The sequence below is a fragment of the Nocardia sp. NPDC004711 genome (assembly GCF_053601595.1).
The window spans coordinates 14,793-35,434 of the sequence record NZ_JBSGCB010000051.1; the positions used below are offsets into that span (position 1 = coordinate 14,793).

Genomic DNA, 20,642 nt, shown 5'->3' on the forward strand with positions numbered 1-20,642 from the left:
ACACAGCTTCGGCCGGGGTGCTCACCAATCCCTCACCGTCGGCTCACCGGCCCTCACCAACATCCCGACCTGCGATTTCAGGCGCCTTCCAACAGTGCGAGACCCTCCCGCGCCCGCTCGTGCGCCTCGGTGATGGCGATCGAACCTCCGGCCGGGATCGCCAGCACCGACCGGTACAGGTTCCGCGCTGACGCCGGGTCCTCGGCACGAGCGACATCCCCCAGGCCGCGAAGTGCACCGGCGTACATGTCGATCGCGCCGTGGGTCCGCGACAGCTCCGCTGCCCGTTCATAATCCGCGCGCGCCGCTTCGGCATCCCGGTCCGCCGCCCCGCCGAGGTGGATGTCGCCGCGACGGGTCAAGAGGTCGGCAGTGTCCGCGGCCCAACCCAATTCGGTGTTCACCGCGATCGCCTCATCGATCAGGGCCAGCGAGGCGGCCCGATCGCCGCGCCGCTCGGCCACCGCCGCCAGCTTGTCCAATGCGGCCGCGATCGCCCACCGGTCCCCGATCCGCCGGAATCCCGCCAGCGCCGCCGCGAACTCCGGCTCGGATTCGCCGGCCCGCCCGGACATGAACAACGCCATCCCGTCCCCCAGCCGCAGAAACGCCTGCGACCAGTCATCCGCCCCGAACAACCGGCGCAACTCCGCAGGATCCCCGGGCAGCATCCCGCCCGCGAGCGCGAGCAGAAAGATCAGATGCGGCTGCCGCATCGGATGCTCCTGCGCCGCAACCCCCGCCGCCGCCCGCTCGACCGCGGCCGCGAGATCATCCCGTCCCCGCGCTGCCACCGCCACCACCAGCGCGTATTGCTCCGCATCCACGGCAACCAGCCGCTCGGGCCGGGATAGGCGAGCCTTCGCGGCGACGCTCGACTCCACTCCCGGTGCATCATGCCCAGCAGCGGTTTCCGCAACGAACGGCACGCGCCGCTCCTCGCCTAGCGGGCGCGTATCCGACCGGTGCGCGGCAGTGGGAGTGATCAGCGCCGCAGGCTCGTGGAGGTCTGCGTCTCGGCGGTCGCCGACGTCATCGCGGTGCATCGGCTGACCGTGCGGCCGGGCGGCCGGGTCCGGCCGACGTACTGCCGAATTCAGTTCGGGTAGCAGGCGGTTGGCGAGGGCGGGGCCGTCGCCGGAGTGGCCGGTGAGCCACCAGTACCAGGCTTGGGCGGCGATGAGCCGGGCGGCGAGGGTGGGGTCGGCGGTGGCGGACCAGTGCAGGGCGGACTGGAGGTTGTCGTGGTCGGTGGTGAGGCGGGCCAGGTGCTGGAGTTGGGTGGCGGTGCGTAGTAGGGGGTCCGCGATTTCGGCTGTGTCGGCGAAGTATTCGGCGTGGGCGCGTTGGGTTTTCTCGTGGTCGCCGGATTCGATGGCGCGGGTGCGGGCGAATTCGCGGATGGTTTCGAGCATGCGGTAGCGGCCGGCGGCAATGTCCAGCAGGGACTTGTCGGTGAGGTCGGCGAGGAGGTCGTCGATATCGTCGATATAGCACACGCGGCGGGCCTGCTCGGCGGTCGCGCCGCCCGCGAAGACCGAGAAGCGCTGGGCCAGTTGCTGTTCGGCGGGTTCGAGGAGTTCCCAGCTCCAGGCCACCACGGCCTGCAGGGTCTGGTGGCGGGGTTCGGCGGTGCGGTCGCCGCGAGCCAGCAGGCGGAAGCGGTCGGTGAGCCGGGCGTCGATCTCGGGGAGGTCGAGGGTGCGCAGGCGCGCGGCGGCGAGCTCGATGGCGAGCGGCAGGCCGTCGAGGCGGCGGCAGATGCGGGCGACCAGGGCGATGGTACCCGCGTCCGGGAGGAAGCCGGGCCGGACCGCGGCGGCCCGGTCGGCGAACAGGCGCACCGCCGGGGCGGCCAGCTGGTCGGCCAGCGGCGAATCCGGTGGGGCCATGGGCAATTGGGGGACCGGGAACAGCGTTTCGCCCGTGACCCGCAGCGCCTCGCGGCTGGTGGCGAGAATCCGCAGGCCCGGGCACGCGACCAGCAGGCGGTGCGCGAGGCGGGCGATATCGAGGACGACGTGCTCGCAATTGTCGAGGATGAGCAGCAGCGGACGGTCGGCGAGCACGGTGACCAGCTGCGACTCGAAATCGCGTGGTCCGGGGGCCGCATGCGCCGACAGGTCGCGACAGCCCAGGGCGCTCGCGATCGCCTGGGCCGCCGGCACACCGTCCACCAGCGGCGCCAATTCGACGAAGCAGATGTCGCCGCGGACCCGGCCGCCCGCCGCCAGCGCCAGGCGCGTCTTCCCGGTGCCGCCGGGGCCGATCAGGGTGACGAGGCGGGCCTGGGCGACCAGTGGCACCAGCCGCGCCAGTTCGTCCTCCCGGCCGACGAAACTGGTGAGCGGGGTGGGCAGCCGCCGGTTCGACACGGCCGCAACCTCATCCGCGCGCAGGATCGCCAGGTGGGCGTCCATGAGCTCGGCCGAGGGATCGGCCCCGAGCTCGTCGGCGAGCAGCCGCCGTCCCGCTTCGAAGGATTCCAGCGCCTCGGCCTGGCGGCCCCCCGCGTACAGGGCACGCATGAGCAGAGCGCGTGCCCGCTCTCGGAGGGGATGCGCCGCAACCAATTCCGACAGTGTCGCCACCACCGCCTGCGAATCCCCCACCGCCAGCGCCGCCTCGGCCCGATCCTCCTCGGCGGCCAGCCGCGCCTCGTCCAGCCACGCGCCCTGACTCTCGGCGAAGGGCGCGTCCCGCACATCGGCCAGCGCCGGACCACGCCACAATCCGAGCGCCTCGTCCAGCAGCGTCATCGCCGCACCGGAATCGCGGTCCCGCAAGGCTTTCCGCCCCTGCTCGGCCAGCCGCGCGAATCGGAGCGCATCCACCGACTCCGGGTCGACCGCCAATCGATAACCCGCCCCGGCCGATTCGACGAACTCGCCGTCTCCCACACCAGTGCGCAGCGCCCGCCGCAGCCGCGACACCTGCGACTGCAACGCATGTCCCGCATCCCCCGGCGGCTCCGACCCGTACAGGTCGTCGATCAGCCGCTCCCGCCCGACCACCCGCCCGGCATCCAATGCCAACACCGCCAGCAAGGCCCGCACCTGCGGACCCCCGATCGGAAACGGGCCCCCATCGGCCCGTCGCGCCTCGATCGGACCCAGAATCCCGAACTCCACGCGGCCAGTATGCCCGGGCCGGACCTGGCCCCCGACGCGCGGACCTCCGCCGCTCCCGGTCATTCCGATGCGCTCTGCCCGGAGCCCACCGACCCATGTCGGAAGCACCGCCGGTTCGAAGGCCAGGCCGGCGACATACCTGGACGACGGGCGGCGATCCGGATCACCGCCTCGAGAATGCGCCGGCGCACAGCGCTTCTCGGGCCCGCCCCTACCACGGAATTCACGTCGGAGGATCTCGCCGGGGCGGCGGTCAGCGAGGTTCTGGGGCAGCGACCAGGTCTCGGATGAGCAGGGCGGTGTGGAGGGAGGTGCGGGTCTCGCCGTCGTCGAGATCGACGTCGAGGATGCGTTCGATGCGGGACAGGCGGTCGTAGAGGGTGGGCCGGCTGATATTGAGGCGCTTGGCGAGTTCGGTCTTGTTGCCCGCCAGGTCGAGGAATTGGCGCAGGGTGCGGGTGAGGTCGGCGGCATTGCGGATGTCGTGCCGGAGCAGGGCGCTCAACTCGGTCTCGGCGAAGCGCTGGACGCCCGGCTCGTCGCGGATGAGCGACAGCAGGCCGCGCAGGCGGACGTCGCCGCTGCGATAGAAGGGGCGCGGGACCGAAGGGTCCAGGGAGAGAGCGACTTCGGCGACGTGCGCGGCCTGGGCCAGCTCACGCGCGGTGTCGAGGAGGGAGTCCGATTCACCCCCGGCGCCGATGACCGCGCGCTCCACACCCGCCACGCGGCGGATCTCGCCGAGCATGGCCGAGCAGATCGCGGTGAGCGCGCTGTCCAGGTCGCCGCTCCGGGCTACCCCCAGCACGATGGTGACCCGATTGCCGTGGTCGGGTGCGGCCAGCGCGGTGGCCTTGGCCAGCGCCACCCCGTGCAGCGCCGCGTCCAGCAGTGCGGCCGTACGGCGTTGCTGCGCCACCGGATCCGCCTCGGCCGCCGCCGCGACCTCCACCGCGAGCGGGACATAGCGGGCGCGGCGGGCCAGCCCGAGCGCCGCCGCCAGCGCCACGGCGTCACGCTCGTCGGTGAGGCGGCCGTTGACCATATCGTCGATGAGCCCGGTCTGGGCCTGCCGGTGCAGCCCGAAGCGGTCGCGCTCGATCATCCGGTGCAGGGTCAGCGTCTGCGCGGCGCGTTCGAGCACCATGCGGGCGCGGGCCGTGGGCACCCGGTTCGAGCGCAGGATGAGCCGGCCCCAGCGCTGTGTATGCGGGCCCACCGGAACCACATTCGGGTCGGTGCCGGGCAGCAGCCGGGAGGTGGTCTCCCAGTGCTCGAGCAGGGCCGAGGTGCCGGTGTGGCGCGCGGTCAGGGCCAGCACGCGATGCGCCAGGTCCTCGAGCACGACCGAGGCGTCCAGCATCCCGGCAGCGGTTTTCACGATTTCGGCCAGCGACGCCCGCCGCACGCTCAACGCCGTGAACGTCTCGTGCACCGTGCGCGCGAATTCCAGCTCCGCGTACTGGTCGGCCACGATCACCCGGTGCACCGCCTCGGTGACCTCCACGAACCGCACCACCCGGTGCAGCGCCACGATCGGCAACCCCACCCGGTCGGCGGTCTCGGCCACCACCGGCGACAATTCCCGCACGTAGGTGCCCAATTCGATGACCAACCCGGACACCCCCGCCGCGGCCAGCGATTCCAGGTAGGCCACGGTGGCCGCGTCGCTACCGGCCAGCGCCTGTCCGGTGGTGAGAATCAATTCGCGTCCCACCAGTAGTTTCGCCACGTCCGGCAGTTCGCTCACATGCACCCACCGCACCGGCCGATCCAGCGGACCGCCGCCCACGACCTGCGGCTGCCCGGCCCGCACGACCGGCATGGCCAGCACATCAGCAACGGAGAGGAGCACCGACGAATCGTAATACGAAGTTGGAAAATGGATACACAACGTCGGGAATCAACCGGCGGGTAATGGCGCAGAGTAGGGACGGACACTCACGGAATCGAGGAGATATGCAGACCATCGCACACTGGCTCGACGGCAAGTCCTTCACCGGTTCCAGCACGGCGACCGCACCGGTCACCAATCCCGCGACCGGCGTGGTGACCGGACAGGTCGCCCTGGCCTCCGCGGCCGACGTCCGCACCGTGATCGAATCCGCCGTGGCCGCGTTCCCGGCCTGGCGCGACGCCTCCCTGGCCAAGCGCACCCAGGTGCTGTTCCGCTTCCGCGAACTGCTCAACGAGCGCAAGGAGGAGCTGGCCGCCCTCATCACCAGCGAGCACGGCAAGGTGCTCGCCGACGCGATGGGCGAGGTCACCCGCGGCCTCGAGGTCGTCGAATTCGCCTGCGGCATACCGCATCTGCTCAAGGGCGGCTACACCGAGAACGCCTCCACCAAGGTCGACATCTTCTCCGTACGGCAAGCCCTGGGCCCGGTGGCCATCATCTCGCCGTTCAACTTCCCGGCCATGGTGCCCATGTGGTTCTTCCCCGTCGCCATCGCAGCCGGCAACACCGTGGTGCTCAAGCCGAGCGAGAAGGACCCCTCGCCGTCGCTGTGGCTGGCCGAGCTGTGGCGTGAGGCCGGGCTGCCGGACGGGGTCTTCAACGTGGTCCAGGGCGACAAGGTGGCGGTGGACGAACTGCTGGCGAACCCCGCCATCAAGGCGGTGTCGTTCGTCGGCTCCACCCCGATCGCCAAGTACGTCTACGAGCATGGCACCGCCGCCGGCAAACGCGTGCAGGCCCTCGGCGGGGCCAAGAATCACATGGTGGTGCTGCCCGACGCGGATCTGGACCTGGCCGCCGACGCCGCCGTGAACGCGGGCTTCGGCTCGGCCGGTGAACGCTGCATGGCCATCAGCGCGCTGGTGGCGGTGGGCGATATCGCCGACGACCTGGTGGCGCGGATCACCGAGCGCGCCAAGACCATTCGCACCGGCGACGGCACCCGCGGCACCGATATGGGCCCGCTGGTGACCGAGGCGCACCGCGACAAGGTGGCCGCCTATATCGCGGCGGGCGAATCCTCCGGCGCCACCGTGGTTCTCGACGGCCGCGGGGTGGCCATCGACGGCGCGGCCGACGGATTCTGGCTGGGCCCCACCATTCTCGACCACGTCACCACCGACATGAGCGTCTACACCGACGAGATCTTCGGCCCGGTGCTGTCGGTGGTCCGCGTGGACAGCTACGACGAGGCGCTGGCCCTCGTCAATGCCAACCCCTACGGCAACGGCACCGCCCTGTTCACCAATGACGGCGGTGCGGCCCGGCGCTTCCACAACGAGGTCGAGGTCGGCATGGTCGGCATCAATGTCCCCATTCCGGTCCCCATGGCCTACTACAGTTTCGGAGGCTGGAAGAACTCCCTGTTCGGCGATTCGCATGCGCACGGCACCGACGGCGTGCACTTCTTCACCCGCACCAAGGCCGTCACCACCCGCTGGCTCGATCCCAGCCACGGCGGTCTGAACCTCGGCTTCCCCCAGAACCACTGAACGGAGTCCGCGATGACCCTGCCCAATGGGCTGACCCCGGAGGCGGCCCGCGAAAAAGCCGCCCGCGCCTACGAATTGGACCGCAAGCACGTCTTCCATTCCTGGTCCGCGCAGAAGTCGCTGGATCCCATGGTGATCACTGCCGCCCAGGGCTGCTACGTGTGGGACGGCGACGGCAACCGGCTGCTCGACTTCTCCTCGCAGATGGTGAACACCAATATCGGACACCAGCATCCGAAGGTGGTGGCCGCCATCCAGGAGCAGGCGGCCACGCTGTGCACCATCGGCCCGGCGTACGTGAACGACGCCCGCTCGGAGGCGGCGCGGCTGATCGCCGAACGCACTCCCGGTGAGCTGAACCGGATCTTCTTCACCAATGGCGGCGCGGACGCGGTCGAGCACGCGGTGCGCATGGCCCGGCTGCACACCGGGCGGTACAAGGTGCTCGCACGCTACCGGTCGTATCACGGCGGCACCGAGACCGCGGTCAATCTGACCGGCGACCCGCGGCGCTGGCCGAACGACCACGGCAATGCGGGAGTCGTGCACTTCTTCGGACCGTTCCTGTACCGCTCGCAGTTCCACGCCACCACCGAGGCCGAGGAGACCGAACGGGCGCTGCAGCACCTCGAGCAGACCATCGCGCTCGAGGGGCCGAGCACCATCGCGGCCGTCATTCTGGAATCGGTGCCGGGCACGGCCGGAATCATGGTGCCGCCCCCGGGATACTTGGCCGGCGTGCGCGAACTGTGCGACAAGTACGGCATCGTGTTCATCGCCGACGAGGTGATGGCGGGCTTCGGCCGCACCGGCGAATGGTTCGCCATCGACCATTTCGACGTGGCGCCGGACCTGCTCACCTTCGCCAAGGGCGTCAACTCCGGGTATGTGCCGCTGGGCGGCGTCGCCATCGCACCGCACATCGCGGCCACCTTCGACGACCGCGCCTATCCGGGCGGGCTCACCTACTCCGGACATCCACTGGCCACGGCCGCGGCCGTCGCGACCATCACCGCCATGCGTGAGGAGGGCATCGTCGAGAACGCCGCCGACATGGGCGAGCGCGTCATCGGCCCGGGCCTGCGGGAACTGGCCGAGCGGCACCCGAGCGTCGGCGAGGTCCGCGGACTCGGCGTGTTCTGGGCCGTGGAGCTGGTCCGCGACCGCGCCACCCGCGAACCCCTGGCGCCCTACGGCGGCACCAGCCCGGCCATGAGCCAGACCGTCGCCGCTGCCAAGGCCGCCGGACTGCTGCTGTTCGTGAACTTCAACCGCCTGCACGTGGTCCCGCCCTGCACCATCAGCGAGGCCGAGGCCAAGGAGGGACTCGCCATCCTCGACCAGGCGCTCACGGTCGCCGACTCCCATACCGTGTGACCCGGAGACGGTGACCTTCGAGAACGCGAGGAGCGCGATGGATCAGGAACAACTGCAATTCATCGGCGGCGCACGACGATCCGGGTCGGGTGCGCCGCTGTCGATCATCGCGCCGGCCACGGGCGCGGTCATCGCCTCGGGTGCCGGCGCGAACGCGGCCGACGTCGAGTCGGCGGTGACCGCGGCCCGGGCGGCCTTCCCCGGCTGGGCCGGGCTCACCCCGGCCGCGCGGTCGGACCTCATGCACGAATGGGCCCGGATCCTGCGCACTCGTGCCGGGGACCTCGCCGCGATCGAAAGTGGCAACGCGGGCAAGCCGATTCGCCTCGCCACGGAATTCGACGTGCCCGGCACCATCGACAACACGGCCTTCTTCGCCGGCGCCGCCCGGCACCTGGAAGGCAAGGCGGCGGCCGAATACTCCGGTGACCACACCTCGTCGATCCGGCGGGAACCCCTCGGCGTCATCGGGTCCATCGCGCCCTGGAACTATCCGCTGCAAATGGCGGCCTGGAAGATCCTGCCCGCCGTCGCCGCCGGAAACACGGTGGTGCTCAAGCCTTCCGAGCTGACCCCGCTGTCCTCGCTGTTGTTCGCGGAGGCCGCCATCGACGCGGGCGTGCCGCCGGGCGTGATCAATGTGCTCACCGGCACCGGCGCCGAGGCGGGACAGCCGCTGGTGGAGCATCCCGCCGTGGCCATGGTGTCGTTCACCGGCTCCACCGGGGTCGGCAAACGGGTGGCCGCCACCGCCGCCGGTGCGGTCAAGCGGGTCCATCTCGAACTCGGCGGCAAGGCCCCCTTCGTCGTCTTCGACGACGCCGACCCCGAGGCAGCGGCTCGGGGCGCGGTCGCGGGCGCGCTCATCAATACCGGCCAGGATTGCACGGCCGCCACCCGCGCCTATGTGCAACGCCCGCTGTTCGAGGAATTCGTAGGCCGCGTAACCGATCTCATGGACCGGGTGGTGCTCGGTCCGGTCGAGAACCCGGAAACCGATATGGGACCACTGATTTCGCGCGCACACCGCGAGAAAGTGCTGGGCATGGTGGAACGCGCCCGCGAATCCGGCGCGAAAATCGTTCGCGGCGGCCGAATTCCGGAACACACCCCGGCGGCGGGTTCCTACTTCGAGCCGACCCTGATCACCGGCGCGGCCCAGGACTCCGAGATCGTGCAGCACGAGATCTTCGGCCCGGTGTTGGTCGTGCTGCCCTTCGACACCGACGACGAGGCCATCGCGCTGGCCAATGACACCGTCTACGGGCTGGCCGCCTCCGCCTGGTCCCGCGACGTGTTCCGCACCCAGCGGGCGAGCCGGGAAATTCAGGCCGGCTGCGTGTGGATCAACGACCATATTCCGATCATCAGCGAAATGCCGCACGGCGGGTACAAGTCCTCCGGATTCGGAAAGGACATGTCCGCCTACGCATTCGAGGAGTACACGAATATCAAGCACGTCATGTCGGATATCACCGGCGCGGCGCACAAGCCCTGGCACGACATCATCTTCCGGGCCGGGTAAAAAGGCGGCGATATCGCGCGGGCGGGCTCCGATCGGACCCGCCCGCGAATTTCTGGGCTATCCTCATGACACAGGAGGAGGCGGAAATGGACCGGCCGACGTCGCCGACGCAGGTATTGCGGTCCACCGTGCGTATGCCCCGCCGCTCCGAGGATCGCGCCGCCACCAGCTGACTCTCTCGAAAGCCGCCGACTGGTCCCCCCACGGGTGACCATCGGCGGCTTCCACGTACCCCGAGCACGCAGGCGCGAACGTTCGCCGTAACGGCACGAGAGAAGGAGTTGATCGGCCATGTCGGCCAAAGGAAGCAAACTGTGGGCGTCGGCACTCATCGATGCAGCGCCGACGCCGTACTGGACCGACCGGCCCGAGCGGCCGACCCCCACCGACCCCCTCACCACGGCCACCACCGCGGATCTGGCCGTCATCGGCGGCGGCTACAGCGGACTCTGGACCGCGCTGCTGGCCAAGGAACGCGATCCCGGCATCGACGTGGTGCTGCTGGAGTCCGGTCTCTGCGGACACGCGGCCTCGGGCCGCAACGGCGGATTCTGCTCCGCCAGCCTGACCCACGGCCTGGCCAATGGCATGGAGCGCTTCCCCGACGAGATCGGCCAGCTCGAACGGCTCGGCCGCTCCAACCTGGACGACATCGAGAAGGCCATCCTGCGGTACGGCATCGACTGCGACTTCGAGCGCACCGGCGAGATGGAGGTCGCCACCGCGCCCCACGAGGTCGAATGGCTGCAGGAGAGCCACGACGCCGCCGAAGCCCTCGGCTACCGCACCGAACTGCTCGACGCCGGCCAGATGCAGGGCATGGTGCACTCCCCCACCTACCTCGGCGGCTGGTGGGACCGCGACGGCGTCGCCATGCTCGATCCGGCCCGGCTGGCCTGGGGACTACGGCGCGCCTGCCTGGATTCCGGTGTCCGCATCTTCGAAGGCACTCCGGTGCAACGCCTTTCGAAATCCCACGGCGGCACGCTGACCCTGCACACGCCGCACGGTGAGGTCCGCGCGCCCCGGGTCGCCCTGTGCACCAGCGCTTTCGCGGGCCCGGTGCCCAAGGTGTCACGCCATGTGGTGCCGGTCTACGACTACGCGCTCATGACCGAGCCGCTCACCGCCGAACAGCTCGACAGCATCGGCTGGGGCACCCGCATGGGTCTGGGCGACGCCTCCTACCGCTTCCACTACTACCGCCTGACCAGCGACAACCGCATCCTCTTCGGCGGCTACGACGCCATCTATCACTTCGGCAATCGCATCGCCCCCGCCCTGGAATACAACGAGGCCACCTTCGAAACCCTCGCCCAGCACTTCTTCCAGACCTTCCCGCAGCTCGACGGCCTGCGCTTCACCCACCGCTGGGGCGGGGTCATCGACACCTGCGGCCGGTTCTGCGCCTTCTTCGGCTCCGCCTACAAGGGCCGGCTGGTCTATGCCGCCGGCTACACCGGGCTCGGGGTGGGCGCGACCCGCTTCGGGGCGGAGGTCATGCTCGACCAGCTGTGGGGCCGCGACACCGAGCGGACCCGCCTGCGCATGGTCCGCTCCCGGCCGCTGCCGCTGCCGCCGGAACCGTTGCGGTCCGCGGGAATTCACCTCACCCGCTGGTCCCTGGCGCGCGCGGACGCGCACCAGGGGCGCCGCAATCTGTGGCTGAAGACCCTCGACTACACCGGCCTGGGCTTCGACAGCTGAGCGGCCGGAATCAGTTGGGCCGGCGCAGGATCAGCACCGTGATCTCGCTCGGCGCGAACAGGCGCAGCTGCGGACCCCAGAAGCCGGTGCCCCGGCTGGTGTAGAGCTGGGTGCGCTCGCCGTGGCGGCTGAGCCCGGCCACCACGGGCTGATCCAGGCGGACCAGGTACCGGAAGGGCCAGATCTGCCCGCCGTGGGTGTGGCCCGAAATCTGCAGGGCCACACCGGCCGACACCGCATCGGTGACCTGTTTGGGCTGATGGGCCAGCAGGACCACCGGCAGTGCCGGATCGGCGCCGGCCAGGGCCGCGGTGATATCGGGGCCGTGGCCGGGCAGGCCGCTACCGGTGGGGTCGTCGATGCCCGCCAGCACGAGGCTGTCGCCCTCGCGGCTGATGACCTCGTGCTGGTTGCGCAGCGGCTGCCAGCCCAGGCCGGACATGTGGTCGATCCAGCCCGGTGCGTCGCCGAAGTATTCGTGATTGCCGGTGATGTAGAAGCGGCCGTACTCGGCCTCGACCTTGCCCAGCGGATCGACCTGCGCCCTCCGCTTCTCCACCGAGCCGTCGGCGAGATCGCCCGCGTGACAGGCGATATCGGGACGCAGCGCGTTGACCTCCTCGACCACCCGCTCCGACCAGCGCAACCGATCGGTCGCGGCGTAGTGGGTGTCGGTGACGACCACCAGCCGGAGACCGTCCAAACCCGCACCGAGACCGGGGATCTCGACCTCGACCGTGCGCACGCGCGGCACCCGGCGCGCCTCGTAGATCGCCCAGGCGGACAGCACGATCGACACCGCCAGCACCCCGACGGCCACCACGCGCGAGCGCACCGGATCGTCCACCCCCGCGACCGCCAGCACACCCCGGACCGCGGCGCCGATCACCGACCAGGTGAACACCACCCACATGACACCCAGCATGGTGTCGCCCACCAGCGACGCCGCGTCGGACTGCCGCGGGCCGTGCCCGAGCAGCATGCCCGCGGGCAGCGCCAGATAGCCGAGCAGGAACACCGCCGACCCGAGCCAGAACCATGTCCCGGACATCGTCGTGTAGACCAGCAGCCACCAGGGGAGGGCGAACAGGAGCGCGGGAATGCCGAGGAACAGAACCGCGCGCGGAACGTACTTCACGGGAGATCATCCTTGTCGGACCGAAAACCGCCGGACCCGGCGACCGATCCCAACATACCCGCGCGCTCGCGACCGCCGGTCGGGCGTTCGCCCGACCAGCCGCGATGAGGAAGGATGATCTCGTGATCGACCAGAACTCCGGCCGGGGAGCTCCGATCCTCGACGACATCTCCAAGCGGATCATCGACCAGCTCCAGGAGGACGGGCGACGCGCGTACGCCACCATCGGCAAGGCTGTCGGTCTCTCGGAGGCCGCCGTCCGCCAGCGCGTGCAGAAGCTGGCCGATGCCGGGGTGATCCAGATCGTCGCGGTCACCGATCCCCTGCAGGTCGGGCTGTTCCGGCAGGCCATGATCGCCATCACCGTGGACGGGCCGGTGCAGCAGGTGGCCGACATCTTGGCCGCCATCGAGGAAATCAACTATGTCGTGGTGTGCGCCGGCCGCTACGACATCCTCTGCGAGGCCGTGTGCCCGGACGACGAAGCCCTGCTCGACCTGGTGTCCAACCGGATTCGCGGGCTGGCCGGGGTCCGGCACGCCGAGATCATGGTGTACCTCAAGCTGCGGAAGCAGACCTACAAGTACGGCACCCGCTGATCGGGGTGCCCCCCTCACTCGGCCCCGGGTTCGCCCGCCGCCGCGGTGAGCGTGGCGAGTTCCGCCGCGAGGTTGGCGCGCGCCGCGGACTCGTAGCGGGCCCGGGCGGTGGGCGTGCGGAAGAGGGCGGGCTGCCCGGCCAGCGCCGCCAGCACGGCCGCCCGGCCCGAGCGGAAGAGCGGGTCGGGAACGTGGGCGTACTCGGCGCGGACGGCGGCGGTGTAGGCGGCGTAGGCGGCCGTGTCGGCCGCGAGAATCGCCAGATCGGCATCGCAGAGCACCGCGCCGTTGCGGTCCGATGGGTCCGGATGGTGGCCGCCGGTCAGCCGGACCAGCCGCGCGGCCTCCGCCACCGTGTCCGCGCCGACTCCCAGTGCGGGCAGGGCGGTTTCGGCCAGGCGGGCGCTGGCCTCCTCGTTATCGGTGCCGTCGACGGCGTAGACCGCGTCGTGGAAGAAGGCGGCGTAGCGCACCGCGTCCAGATCCTCCGCGTCGGCGGCGAGATCGTCGATGACCGCCAGCATGGCGGCCAGGTGCTCGACGGTGTGATAGCGGCGGTGCGGCTCACGGTAGCGGCGGACCAGGTCCTCCCCCACCGCGCGTGCCTGCGGCCCGGCCAATTTCGTCCAGCGGTCCAGCAGATCCGCGTCCAGACTCATCCCCATCCGGGCAGTGTGCCCAATCTTCGGTCCGGAGAAAACCCCTCCGGCAGCGTGGTTTTCACCACTGGGTCACAAGGTCAGGCGTTCCCGAGCGTGAGGTAGCGCTGAATGGTCGGCCCGATCTCGGCGACGATCTGCTCCGAGCTCAGCGCCACCACCGGCGGCAGCCGTAAGACGTAGCGGCACAGGGCGAGTCCCAGGATCTGGGTGGCGATCAGACCCGCGCGATGCGGTGCGTCGGCCGGATCGCCGAAACGCAGCACGGCCGGCATGAGCTGCTGGGCGAAGATGCGCCGGGTGCGTTCCACCACGTCCTCGTCGGTCAGCGACGAACGGATGAGGGTGAGCAGGATCTCGCTGGTCGGCGGCTGCTCCCACAGCTCCAGGAAACGCGCCGCGAGCAGTGCGCCCAGCGAATCCGGCTCGGCCGCACCGAGATCCGGCAGCTCCAGGTCGACATCCAGTGCGGCGTCGAACAATCCGTCCTTGTTGCCGTAGTAGCGCATCACCATCGACGGGTCGATCCCGGCGTCGGCCGCGATCGCCCGGATCGTCGCCTTCCGGTAGCCGTCCTCGGCGAAGCGGCGGCGCGCCGCCTCCAGAATCGCCGCGCGGGTGGCATCCGACCGCCGCGGCCCCGTCTCCACAGTCATGCCCACAAGTGTAGGCCAACAACTGTTGACTACCAAGGGCCGGGTTACAGTGAGCCATGTCCATGCAGCCCAAGCGCTGGACGCCGCCCAAGGCGACGGCCCGCGCCCACGAAAACCACAGTGCGCCACCCATGCCGCCGGTGCGGCGGCTCGAGGTGCCCGGAGACGGGCCCGAGGATGTGGTCATCGCCCCCGACGGCAGAATCGTCGCGGGACTCGCGGACGGCACCCTGGTGGCGGTCGACCCGGCCGACGGCACAGTCGAGCGGATCGGGCATACCGGCGGGCGGCCGCTGGGACTGCACGCGAACCCCGATGGCTCGCTGCTGATCTGCGATGCCGACCGCGGGCTGCTGCGCCTGGACAAGCCGGGCGGGCAGGTCGAGGTGCTGGTGTCCGAGGTCGACGGCGTGCCGCTGAACTTCACCAGCAATGTGGTCGCCGACGGCGACACCGTCTACTTCACCGAATCCACCCGGCACTGGTCGCTCGGCGAATACATGGGCGACATGCTCGAGCACTCCGAGACCGGCCGGCTGCTGCGCCGCAATCCCGACGGCAGCGTCGAAACCCTGGTCGACGGGCTGAAATTCGCGAACGGCATCGTGCTCGCCCCGGACCGCTCATGCCTGCTGGTCGCCGAGACCGGCGGCTACAGCATCACCCGCTACTGGCTGACCGGGCCGAAGGCGGGCACCCACGACTACTTCGCCGAGAACCTGCCCGCCTTCCCCGACAATATGGGCCTCGGCAGTGACGGGCTGGCCTGGGTGGCGCTGGTGTCGCCGCGAAATCCGCTGCTGGACATGCTGCTTCCGCTGCCCGGCGTGCTGCGCCGGCTGGTGTGGGCGATTCCCGAAGCGCTGCAACCGAAACCGGCCCGCACGGTGTGGGTGCAGGCCTTCGACTTCGACGGAAATCTCGTCCACGACCTGCAGCGCGAGGGCACCGACTACGCCATGGTCACCGGGGTCGCCGAACAGGACGGTGCGATCTACCTCGGCAGCCTGACCGAATCGGCGATCGCGGTCACCGCGGTGCCCTAGCTCTGCTGAGCCTCGTCAGCTCTTCTGAGCCTCGTCCTGCGCGTGCTGCGCCTGGGCCAGCTGCCCGGGCGTGTACCGCAGCGTCAGCGCCAGCAGGCCCATGATCGCGGTGCCGATGGCGCACACCAGCAGGACGAGGGTGTACCCGCTGCCCAGCGCATCGATCTGACTCGGCGACATCTCGCTCACCTTGCCCGATTTGCCGCCGAGCGCCAGGGTGCGCGACAGGGCGACCGGGCTCAGCACGCCCACCGCGAACGGCGTGCCCATGTTCATGAACATCTGCCCGACCGCCGACAACGGGCCGATGTGGGCCATGTCCACGCCGACCAGCACGCACAGCGGCAGGATCACGATGGCGGTGCCCACGCAGAAGCCGACGATCGACATCATGACCAGCAGCGTGGGGAAATAGTCGGCCGAACTGTCCAGTGTGGAACCGAAATACAGCGCGCCCGCCAGCACCAGGGCCGCCGCCAGCAGCAGCCAGCGCGCCCGGACATACATGCACGCCTTGGACGCCACCGCGGTACCGACACCCGCGCCGAGGGTGAACGGAATGCTGGCCAGACCGGCCTGCAGCGGGCTGTAGCGCAGCACGTTCTGCAGGAACTGCGCGACGAAGAAGGTGGTCGCGCCGAGCACGCCGGAGGTCAGGAAGATGGCGGCGAAGGTGATCACGCGGTCGCGGCTCTTGAACAGCGACCACGGCAGCAGCGGGTTGTCCACGTCACGCTCGGCGAAGATGAACACGATGAGCAGGACGAAGCCGCCGATCAGCGCGCCGAGGATGACCGGAGAGCCCCAACCCATTTCGGGCCCCTCGGTCGCGCCGAAGACGATCGACACACAGGCAAGCGTGCCCAGGATGGCGCCGCGCACATCCATGGACATGCGGTGGTGCGCGGTGTCGCGCAGCTGGTAGATCGCGCCCCAGACGATGAGAATGCCGATCGGCACATTGATCCAGAAGATCCAGCGCCAGTCGACCTGGGTCAGCGCGCCGCCGATGACCAGACCGCCGACCGAGCCGATACCGACCATGGATCCGAAGATGGCGACCGCCTGATTGCGGGCCGGGCCGGGCGCGTAGGTGCTCGCCACCAGCGCGAAGGCGGTCGGCGCGGCAATGGCCGCGCCCGTGCCCTGCAGCGCGCGGGCCGCGATCAGCCAGGCCTCGTTCTGCGCGGTGCCGCACAGCGCCGAGGCGACGGTGAACAGCGCGACGCCGAGAATCAGCATCCGCTTGCGGCCGAACGAGTCGCCGAGACGCCCGCCCAGGAGCATCAGGCCCGCGAACGGAAGACCATAGGCCGTGACCGTCCACGCACTACCCGCGCTGGACAGGCCGAGCTGTTCCTGTAGTCGCGGCAGCGCCAGGATCATGACGGTGCCGTCCAGCACGACCATCAGCTGAAGCCCGCTGAGGACGAGAATTGCGAGCCCGAACGCCCGCTTGGTCACCGGATACTGCATCGTCGCAGCGGGGTTATCGAGCACCCGCCCACTGTAATGGATGCACTATCCGGCGAACCGAACTCATTACGCGACGTCAGGAGTTGTCCTGGTCCGGCGCACCCGCGGTGAAGCCCGCGGTCGGGCCGATGACGATGATGGCCGGCGGGCGAATGCCCTCGGTGCGCACCCGCTCGGCGACGGTGGCCAGGTCGGCGCGCAGGATGCGCTGGGTGCGCAGGCTGCCTTCCTGGATGACGGTGACCGGGGTGTCGGCGGCACGGCCACCGGAGATCAGCGCGTCGGCGAACTTCTCGATCCGCTCCACCGCCATCAGCAGCACGATGGTGCCGCGCAGCTTTGCCAGCGCGGGCCAGTCCACCAGCGAATCCGGGTGGTCGGGGGCGACATGGCCGCTGACGACCACGAACTCGTGCGTGACACCGCGGTGGGTGACCGGGATACCGGCCAGGGCGGGCACCGAAATCGCGCTGGTGACACCGGGAACCACGGTCACCGGGATACCGGCGTCGACGCAGGCTTCGAGTTCCTCGTAGCCGCGCCCGAAGACATAGTTGTCGCCGCCCTTGAGCCGCACCACGAACTTGCCCGCCTTCGCGCCCTCGATGAGCGCGGCATTGATGGCCTCCTGCGCCATGGCCCGGCCGTAGGGAATCTTGGCCGCGTCGATGACCTCCACCTCCGGCCCGAGCTCGGCCAGCAGCTCCGGCGGCGCGAGCCGGTCGGCGACAACGAGATTCGCGCGGGCCAGCAGGCGGCGGCCGCGCACGGTGATGAGATCCGGATCGCCGGGGCCGCCGCCGACCAGCGCCACGCCCGGGGTCACGGGGGCCGAATCATCGGTCACCACACCGGATTGCAGGGCTTCCAGCAGCGCGTTGCGCACCGCGGCCGAGCGGCGGTGCTGCCCGCCGGCCAGTACGCCCATCGTCATGCCGTCGTAGCGCGCGGTGGCCGGGGTGACCGCGGTGCCCAGCCGCGCGGTGTCGGCGCGGACGCAGAAAATGCGGCGGCGGGTGGCCTCCGCGACCACGGCCGCATTGGTCTCGGGCTCGTCGGTGCACGCCATGACGTACCAGGCGCCGTCGAGATCGCCGTCGGCGTAGGCGCGCAACTCCAGGGTCAGCTGTCCCGAGGTGGCCATGCCCTCGACCGCGGGCGTGGCCTCGCGGCTGATCACGTGCACATCCGCACCGGAAGCGATGAGCAGCCCGAGCCGCCGCTGCGCCACCGTGCCACCGCCGACCACGACCACGCGGCGACCGTTCAGATCGAGGCCGACCAGGTAGTTCGGATCACCGGTGTCGACCCGAGACTCGGGAACCGGCTGGTCATCGGGGGTGGCTGCGGGGTTCTGCACAAGGATTCAGGGTACGGCGTGGGCGGCGGCCCACGACAATCGCCCGGCATCCGGGTGGCAATCGATACAGAGTTCACAACGGTCGCGGTCATCTTGCGCATCCAACGCGCCGGTCATTTCTATGCTCGATAGCTATGACACGCAGTGCCGCCGTGCTTGTTCGCTGTTGCCTGCTCGCCGCACTGGTGGTGCTCGGCATTCCCTTCGGAATCGGTCACGCGGACCCGCCGGTCGAGGCCGTCTATGCGCAGCCGGGGCCTTGGGCGGTGACCGAACAGCGCGCCTTCACGTGTTGCGACTCCACCGGGGCGGCCTACGACATCTGGTATCCGACCGAGCTGGGGGCCAACGGGTTCCGGCATCCGATCATCACCTGGGGCGACGGGACCAACGCGCATCCGAACCAATACGCGTATCTGCTGCGGCATTTCGCGTCCTGGGGGTTCGTGGTGATAGCCACCGAGAACGCGGCCACCGGGTCGGGGATCGACATCGCGAGGGCGGTCGACCGGCTGCTGTCCCTGGCCGCGGACCCGGGCAGCGTCTTCCACGACCGGCTCGACCCGGATGCGATTGGCGCGGTGGGGCATTCGCAGGGAGCGACGGGCGCCCTCAACGCCATGATGCATTCGGGCGGCCGGATCAAGACCGCGGTGCCGATCGAGCTGCCCATCCAGCTGTCGTGCTTCCTGGGCTGGTGCCCCGACACCCTCGGACTGGCCGGTGGTTCGGTCTTCTTCGTGAACGGTTCGGCCGACACCGTCATCTCGCCGTCCGAGCAGACCTTGCCGCCGACGGCCGTCGGCCTGCAATCACTGCGGGCCTTCTACGAGGCGGTGCCCGCCGGTGTCCAGAAGGCGTGGGGCACCCTGGTCGGCCCGAATCACAATGATGTTCAGGGCCAACCGGATTGCGCCGACGCCTCCTGGCCGTGCACCTCCGGCGTCTCCGGCTACCTCGGCTATCCCACCGCCTGGCTGGCCGCCCGGCTGCTCGGCAGGGCCGACGCCCAGCGGGCGTTCGCGGCCGGATCCGGTGAATTCCTCGCCCCGAATCCGCTGTGGACCAACCAGATCAGCGACATCACTACCCCATGACCTTGCCGAAGTTCGCGTCTTCCCGAATCAGGTGCAGGCCACGGCCCTTCCGGAGCGGCAGCTGGCCGAGGTCGACCTGATCGAGCGTGATGGCGACCGGGTGGCCGTCCAGCCGGCCGTCGAGCACCAGCCGGTTCGGCGTCGGTTGCTGGTAGCCGAGATCCGCCAGGTCGGTGGTCGCCTGCGCGCCGCGGAGCACCAGTCGGTGTGCGCCGGTGTCGATCTGCGCGCCCAGCGGCATCAACTGATCGTCCATGCGCTGCACGACGGCCATTGTGGGCTGGTCGAAAACCAGTCGCCGCCAGCGGCTCTCATCGGTCAGCAGCGGCGGCACCGGCTGGCCGTCGCGGGTGAAGTCGGTGACCGTCCAGATGCCGTACAGTTCGGATTTCGGGCTGCCACCGCCGTATTCGTGCCAGTTGTCCGCCCCGATCCAGACGTAGCCCGCCGACAACCACACGATCAGCAGCACCTGAGCGGCGGCCGCCCAGCGCAGCGTCCGGCGCGTGCGGAACGGCTCCGGTGTGGCGGCCGGACCGGCGGCCCGGCCGGTCAGCAGCGCGGTGAGCCGCGGGGCCTCGGGCACCAGCAGGACCAGGCAGAGCAGCATCAGATGGAACGACAGCAGCTTCACCGGCACATCGAAGGTCATGTTCAGCACCCACACCTGCGCCATGCTCACCAGGCTCAGCAGCACACCCGCCAACCGGGTGCGCGGTATCAGCAGCAGCACACCGCCCAGCACCTCGGCGGTCCCGAGCAGGGTTTCGTACACCGGTGACACGCCGACCTGACTCCACAGCACACTCATGGGCGCGAAGTCGCCGTACGGGGTCAGCAGCGTGGTGAGCGCGGGCTCGGGCATCTGCGTCGGAATCGCTTTGGCGAACCCGTATCCGAGCATCTGACCGGCCAGGCACAACCGGATGAAGAGCAGGAACCACGCGGACAGGCGGTGATACTCGGTCCGGGTGCGGTCCAGCATGGTCCAGAGCACGGTCCCGGCCGCCGCGATCACGAGCAGGCAGAACACCAGGATCCAGAAGACCACCTGATCACCGCTGCCCGTGCTGTGCAGCGCCACATCGGTCCCGAAGACGGTGTGGCCCGTCCACTTCACCACGGGCAGGGACACGCTCATCCAGAGGCGGGGCCAGTCGTCCGGGAGCCAGCGTTGCAGCGGTCCTGCGAAGTCGATCAGCATTTGCGGGTAGAAGACGCAGAAGAGCCCGAAGTACAGGAATCCGAAGCGAAAGAGAATGCGTCCGATCGGATTCCAGGACCGTGCGGGTTCGGTGTCCCTCCCCTCCCGATCGGTCGTGGTGTCGATTGTCTGCACGCCCATGCCCCGTCCCTCACTTCCATTCGGAAGCTCCGACGGTAGGCGGTCCGGCGGTCCGCACGCTTCCGGATTCACCCTG

General features: G+C 69.9%; 15 protein-coding genes. 7 read left to right on the forward strand and 8 right to left on the reverse strand.

Features of this window, described 5'->3' with window-relative positions; translation table 11 throughout:
• Positions 1-77 precede the first annotated feature (77 nt).
• On the reverse strand, positions 78-3,131 hold the full coding sequence (locus ACWEKS_RS37440) for a BTAD domain-containing putative transcriptional regulator (RefSeq protein WP_452344479.1): 3,054 nt from the start codon (positions 3,129-3,131) through the stop codon (positions 78-80).
• 253 nt (positions 3,132-3,384) lie between these two features.
• On the reverse strand, positions 3,385-4,956 hold the full coding sequence (locus ACWEKS_RS37445; RefSeq protein WP_452344517.1) for a PucR family transcriptional regulator: 1,572 nt from the start codon (positions 4,954-4,956) through the stop codon (positions 3,385-3,387).
• 134 nt (positions 4,957-5,090) lie between these two features.
• On the opposite strand from ACWEKS_RS37445, the gene ACWEKS_RS37450 reads away from it, so the two are divergent.
• The 4 genes from ACWEKS_RS37450 to ACWEKS_RS37465 all read left to right on the forward strand — a co-directional run bounded on the left by ACWEKS_RS37450 (position 5,091) and on the right by ACWEKS_RS37465 (position 11,190).
• Entirely contained in the window at positions 5,091-6,581 is a 1,491-nt protein-coding gene (locus ACWEKS_RS37450; RefSeq protein WP_452344480.1) for a CoA-acylating methylmalonate-semialdehyde dehydrogenase, read from the forward strand.
• Positions 6,582-6,593: 12 nt separating this feature from the next.
• Entirely contained in the window at positions 6,594-7,958 is a 1,365-nt protein-coding gene (locus tag ACWEKS_RS37455) for an aminotransferase class III-fold pyridoxal phosphate-dependent enzyme (protein WP_452344481.1), read from the forward strand.
• Positions 7,959-7,995: 37 nt separating this feature from the next.
• Positions 7,996-9,483 carry a gamma-aminobutyraldehyde dehydrogenase gene (locus tag ACWEKS_RS37460; protein ID WP_452344482.1) on the forward strand — a complete coding sequence of 496 codons (1,488 nt, stop codon included), beginning with the start codon at positions 7,996-7,998 and terminating at the stop codon, positions 9,481-9,483.
• Positions 9,484-9,774: 291 nt separating this feature from the next.
• Positions 9,775-11,190: an NAD(P)/FAD-dependent oxidoreductase gene (locus ACWEKS_RS37465; protein WP_452344483.1), complete on the forward strand. Its 1,416-nt coding sequence runs from the start codon at positions 9,775-9,777 to the stop codon at positions 11,188-11,190.
• A 10-nt stretch (positions 11,191-11,200) separates the two neighbouring features.
• Here ACWEKS_RS37465 and ACWEKS_RS37470 read toward each other — a convergent pair whose 3' ends face one another.
• A complete protein-coding gene (locus ACWEKS_RS37470) occupies positions 11,201-12,328 on the reverse strand; it encodes a metallophosphoesterase (RefSeq protein WP_452344484.1) in 1,128 nt (375 codons plus the stop codon).
• A 104-nt stretch (positions 12,329-12,432) separates the two neighbouring features.
• On the opposite strand from ACWEKS_RS37470, the gene ACWEKS_RS37475 reads away from it, so the two are divergent.
• The gene (locus tag ACWEKS_RS37475; RefSeq protein WP_379386513.1) at positions 12,433-12,927 is read left to right on the forward strand and encodes an Lrp/AsnC family transcriptional regulator; all 495 of its coding nucleotides are present in this window, start codon (positions 12,433-12,435) and stop codon (positions 12,925-12,927) included.
• A gap of 14 nt (positions 12,928-12,941) precedes the next feature.
• Here ACWEKS_RS37475 and ACWEKS_RS37480 read toward each other — a convergent pair whose 3' ends face one another.
• Positions 12,942-13,592, reverse strand: coding sequence for an HD domain-containing protein (locus ACWEKS_RS37480; protein WP_452344485.1), 651 nt, complete (start codon positions 13,590-13,592; stop codon positions 12,942-12,944).
• Between the two features lie 74 nt (positions 13,593-13,666).
• The gene (locus tag ACWEKS_RS37485) at positions 13,667-14,242 is read right to left on the reverse strand and encodes a TetR/AcrR family transcriptional regulator (protein ID WP_452344486.1); all 576 of its coding nucleotides are present in this window, start codon (positions 14,240-14,242) and stop codon (positions 13,667-13,669) included.
• A gap of 56 nt (positions 14,243-14,298) precedes the next feature.
• Here ACWEKS_RS37485 and ACWEKS_RS37490 point away from each other — a divergent pair, with 56 nt between their 5' ends.
• A complete protein-coding gene (locus ACWEKS_RS37490; protein ID WP_452344487.1) occupies positions 14,299-15,288 on the forward strand; it encodes an SMP-30/gluconolactonase/LRE family protein in 990 nt (329 codons plus the stop codon).
• Between the two features lie 15 nt (positions 15,289-15,303).
• Here ACWEKS_RS37490 and ACWEKS_RS37495 read toward each other — a convergent pair whose 3' ends face one another.
• Both ACWEKS_RS37495 and cobA read right to left on the reverse strand, forming a co-directional pair.
• Positions 15,304-16,788, reverse strand: a complete 1,485-nt coding sequence (locus ACWEKS_RS37495; RefSeq protein WP_452344488.1) for an MFS transporter — start codon at positions 16,786-16,788, stop codon at positions 15,304-15,306.
• Positions 16,789-16,840: 52 nt separating this feature from the next.
• Entirely contained in the window at positions 16,841-18,049 is a 1,209-nt protein-coding gene (gene cobA / locus ACWEKS_RS37500; protein WP_452344518.1) for a uroporphyrinogen-III C-methyltransferase, read from the reverse strand.
• A gap of 209 nt (positions 18,050-18,258) precedes the next feature.
• On the opposite strand from cobA, the gene ACWEKS_RS37505 reads away from it, so the two are divergent.
• Positions 18,259-19,221, forward strand: a complete 963-nt coding sequence (locus ACWEKS_RS37505) for a poly(ethylene terephthalate) hydrolase family protein (protein ID WP_452344489.1) — start codon at positions 18,259-18,261, stop codon at positions 19,219-19,221.
• On the opposite strand, the gene ACWEKS_RS37510 is transcribed toward ACWEKS_RS37505, so the two are convergent.
• Positions 19,211-20,566, reverse strand: a complete 1,356-nt coding sequence (locus ACWEKS_RS37510; protein WP_452344490.1) for a DoxX family protein — start codon at positions 20,564-20,566, stop codon at positions 19,211-19,213. The two genes, ACWEKS_RS37505 and ACWEKS_RS37510, sit on opposite strands and share 11 nt — an antisense overlap.
• Between the last annotated feature and the right edge of the window lie 76 nt (positions 20,567-20,642).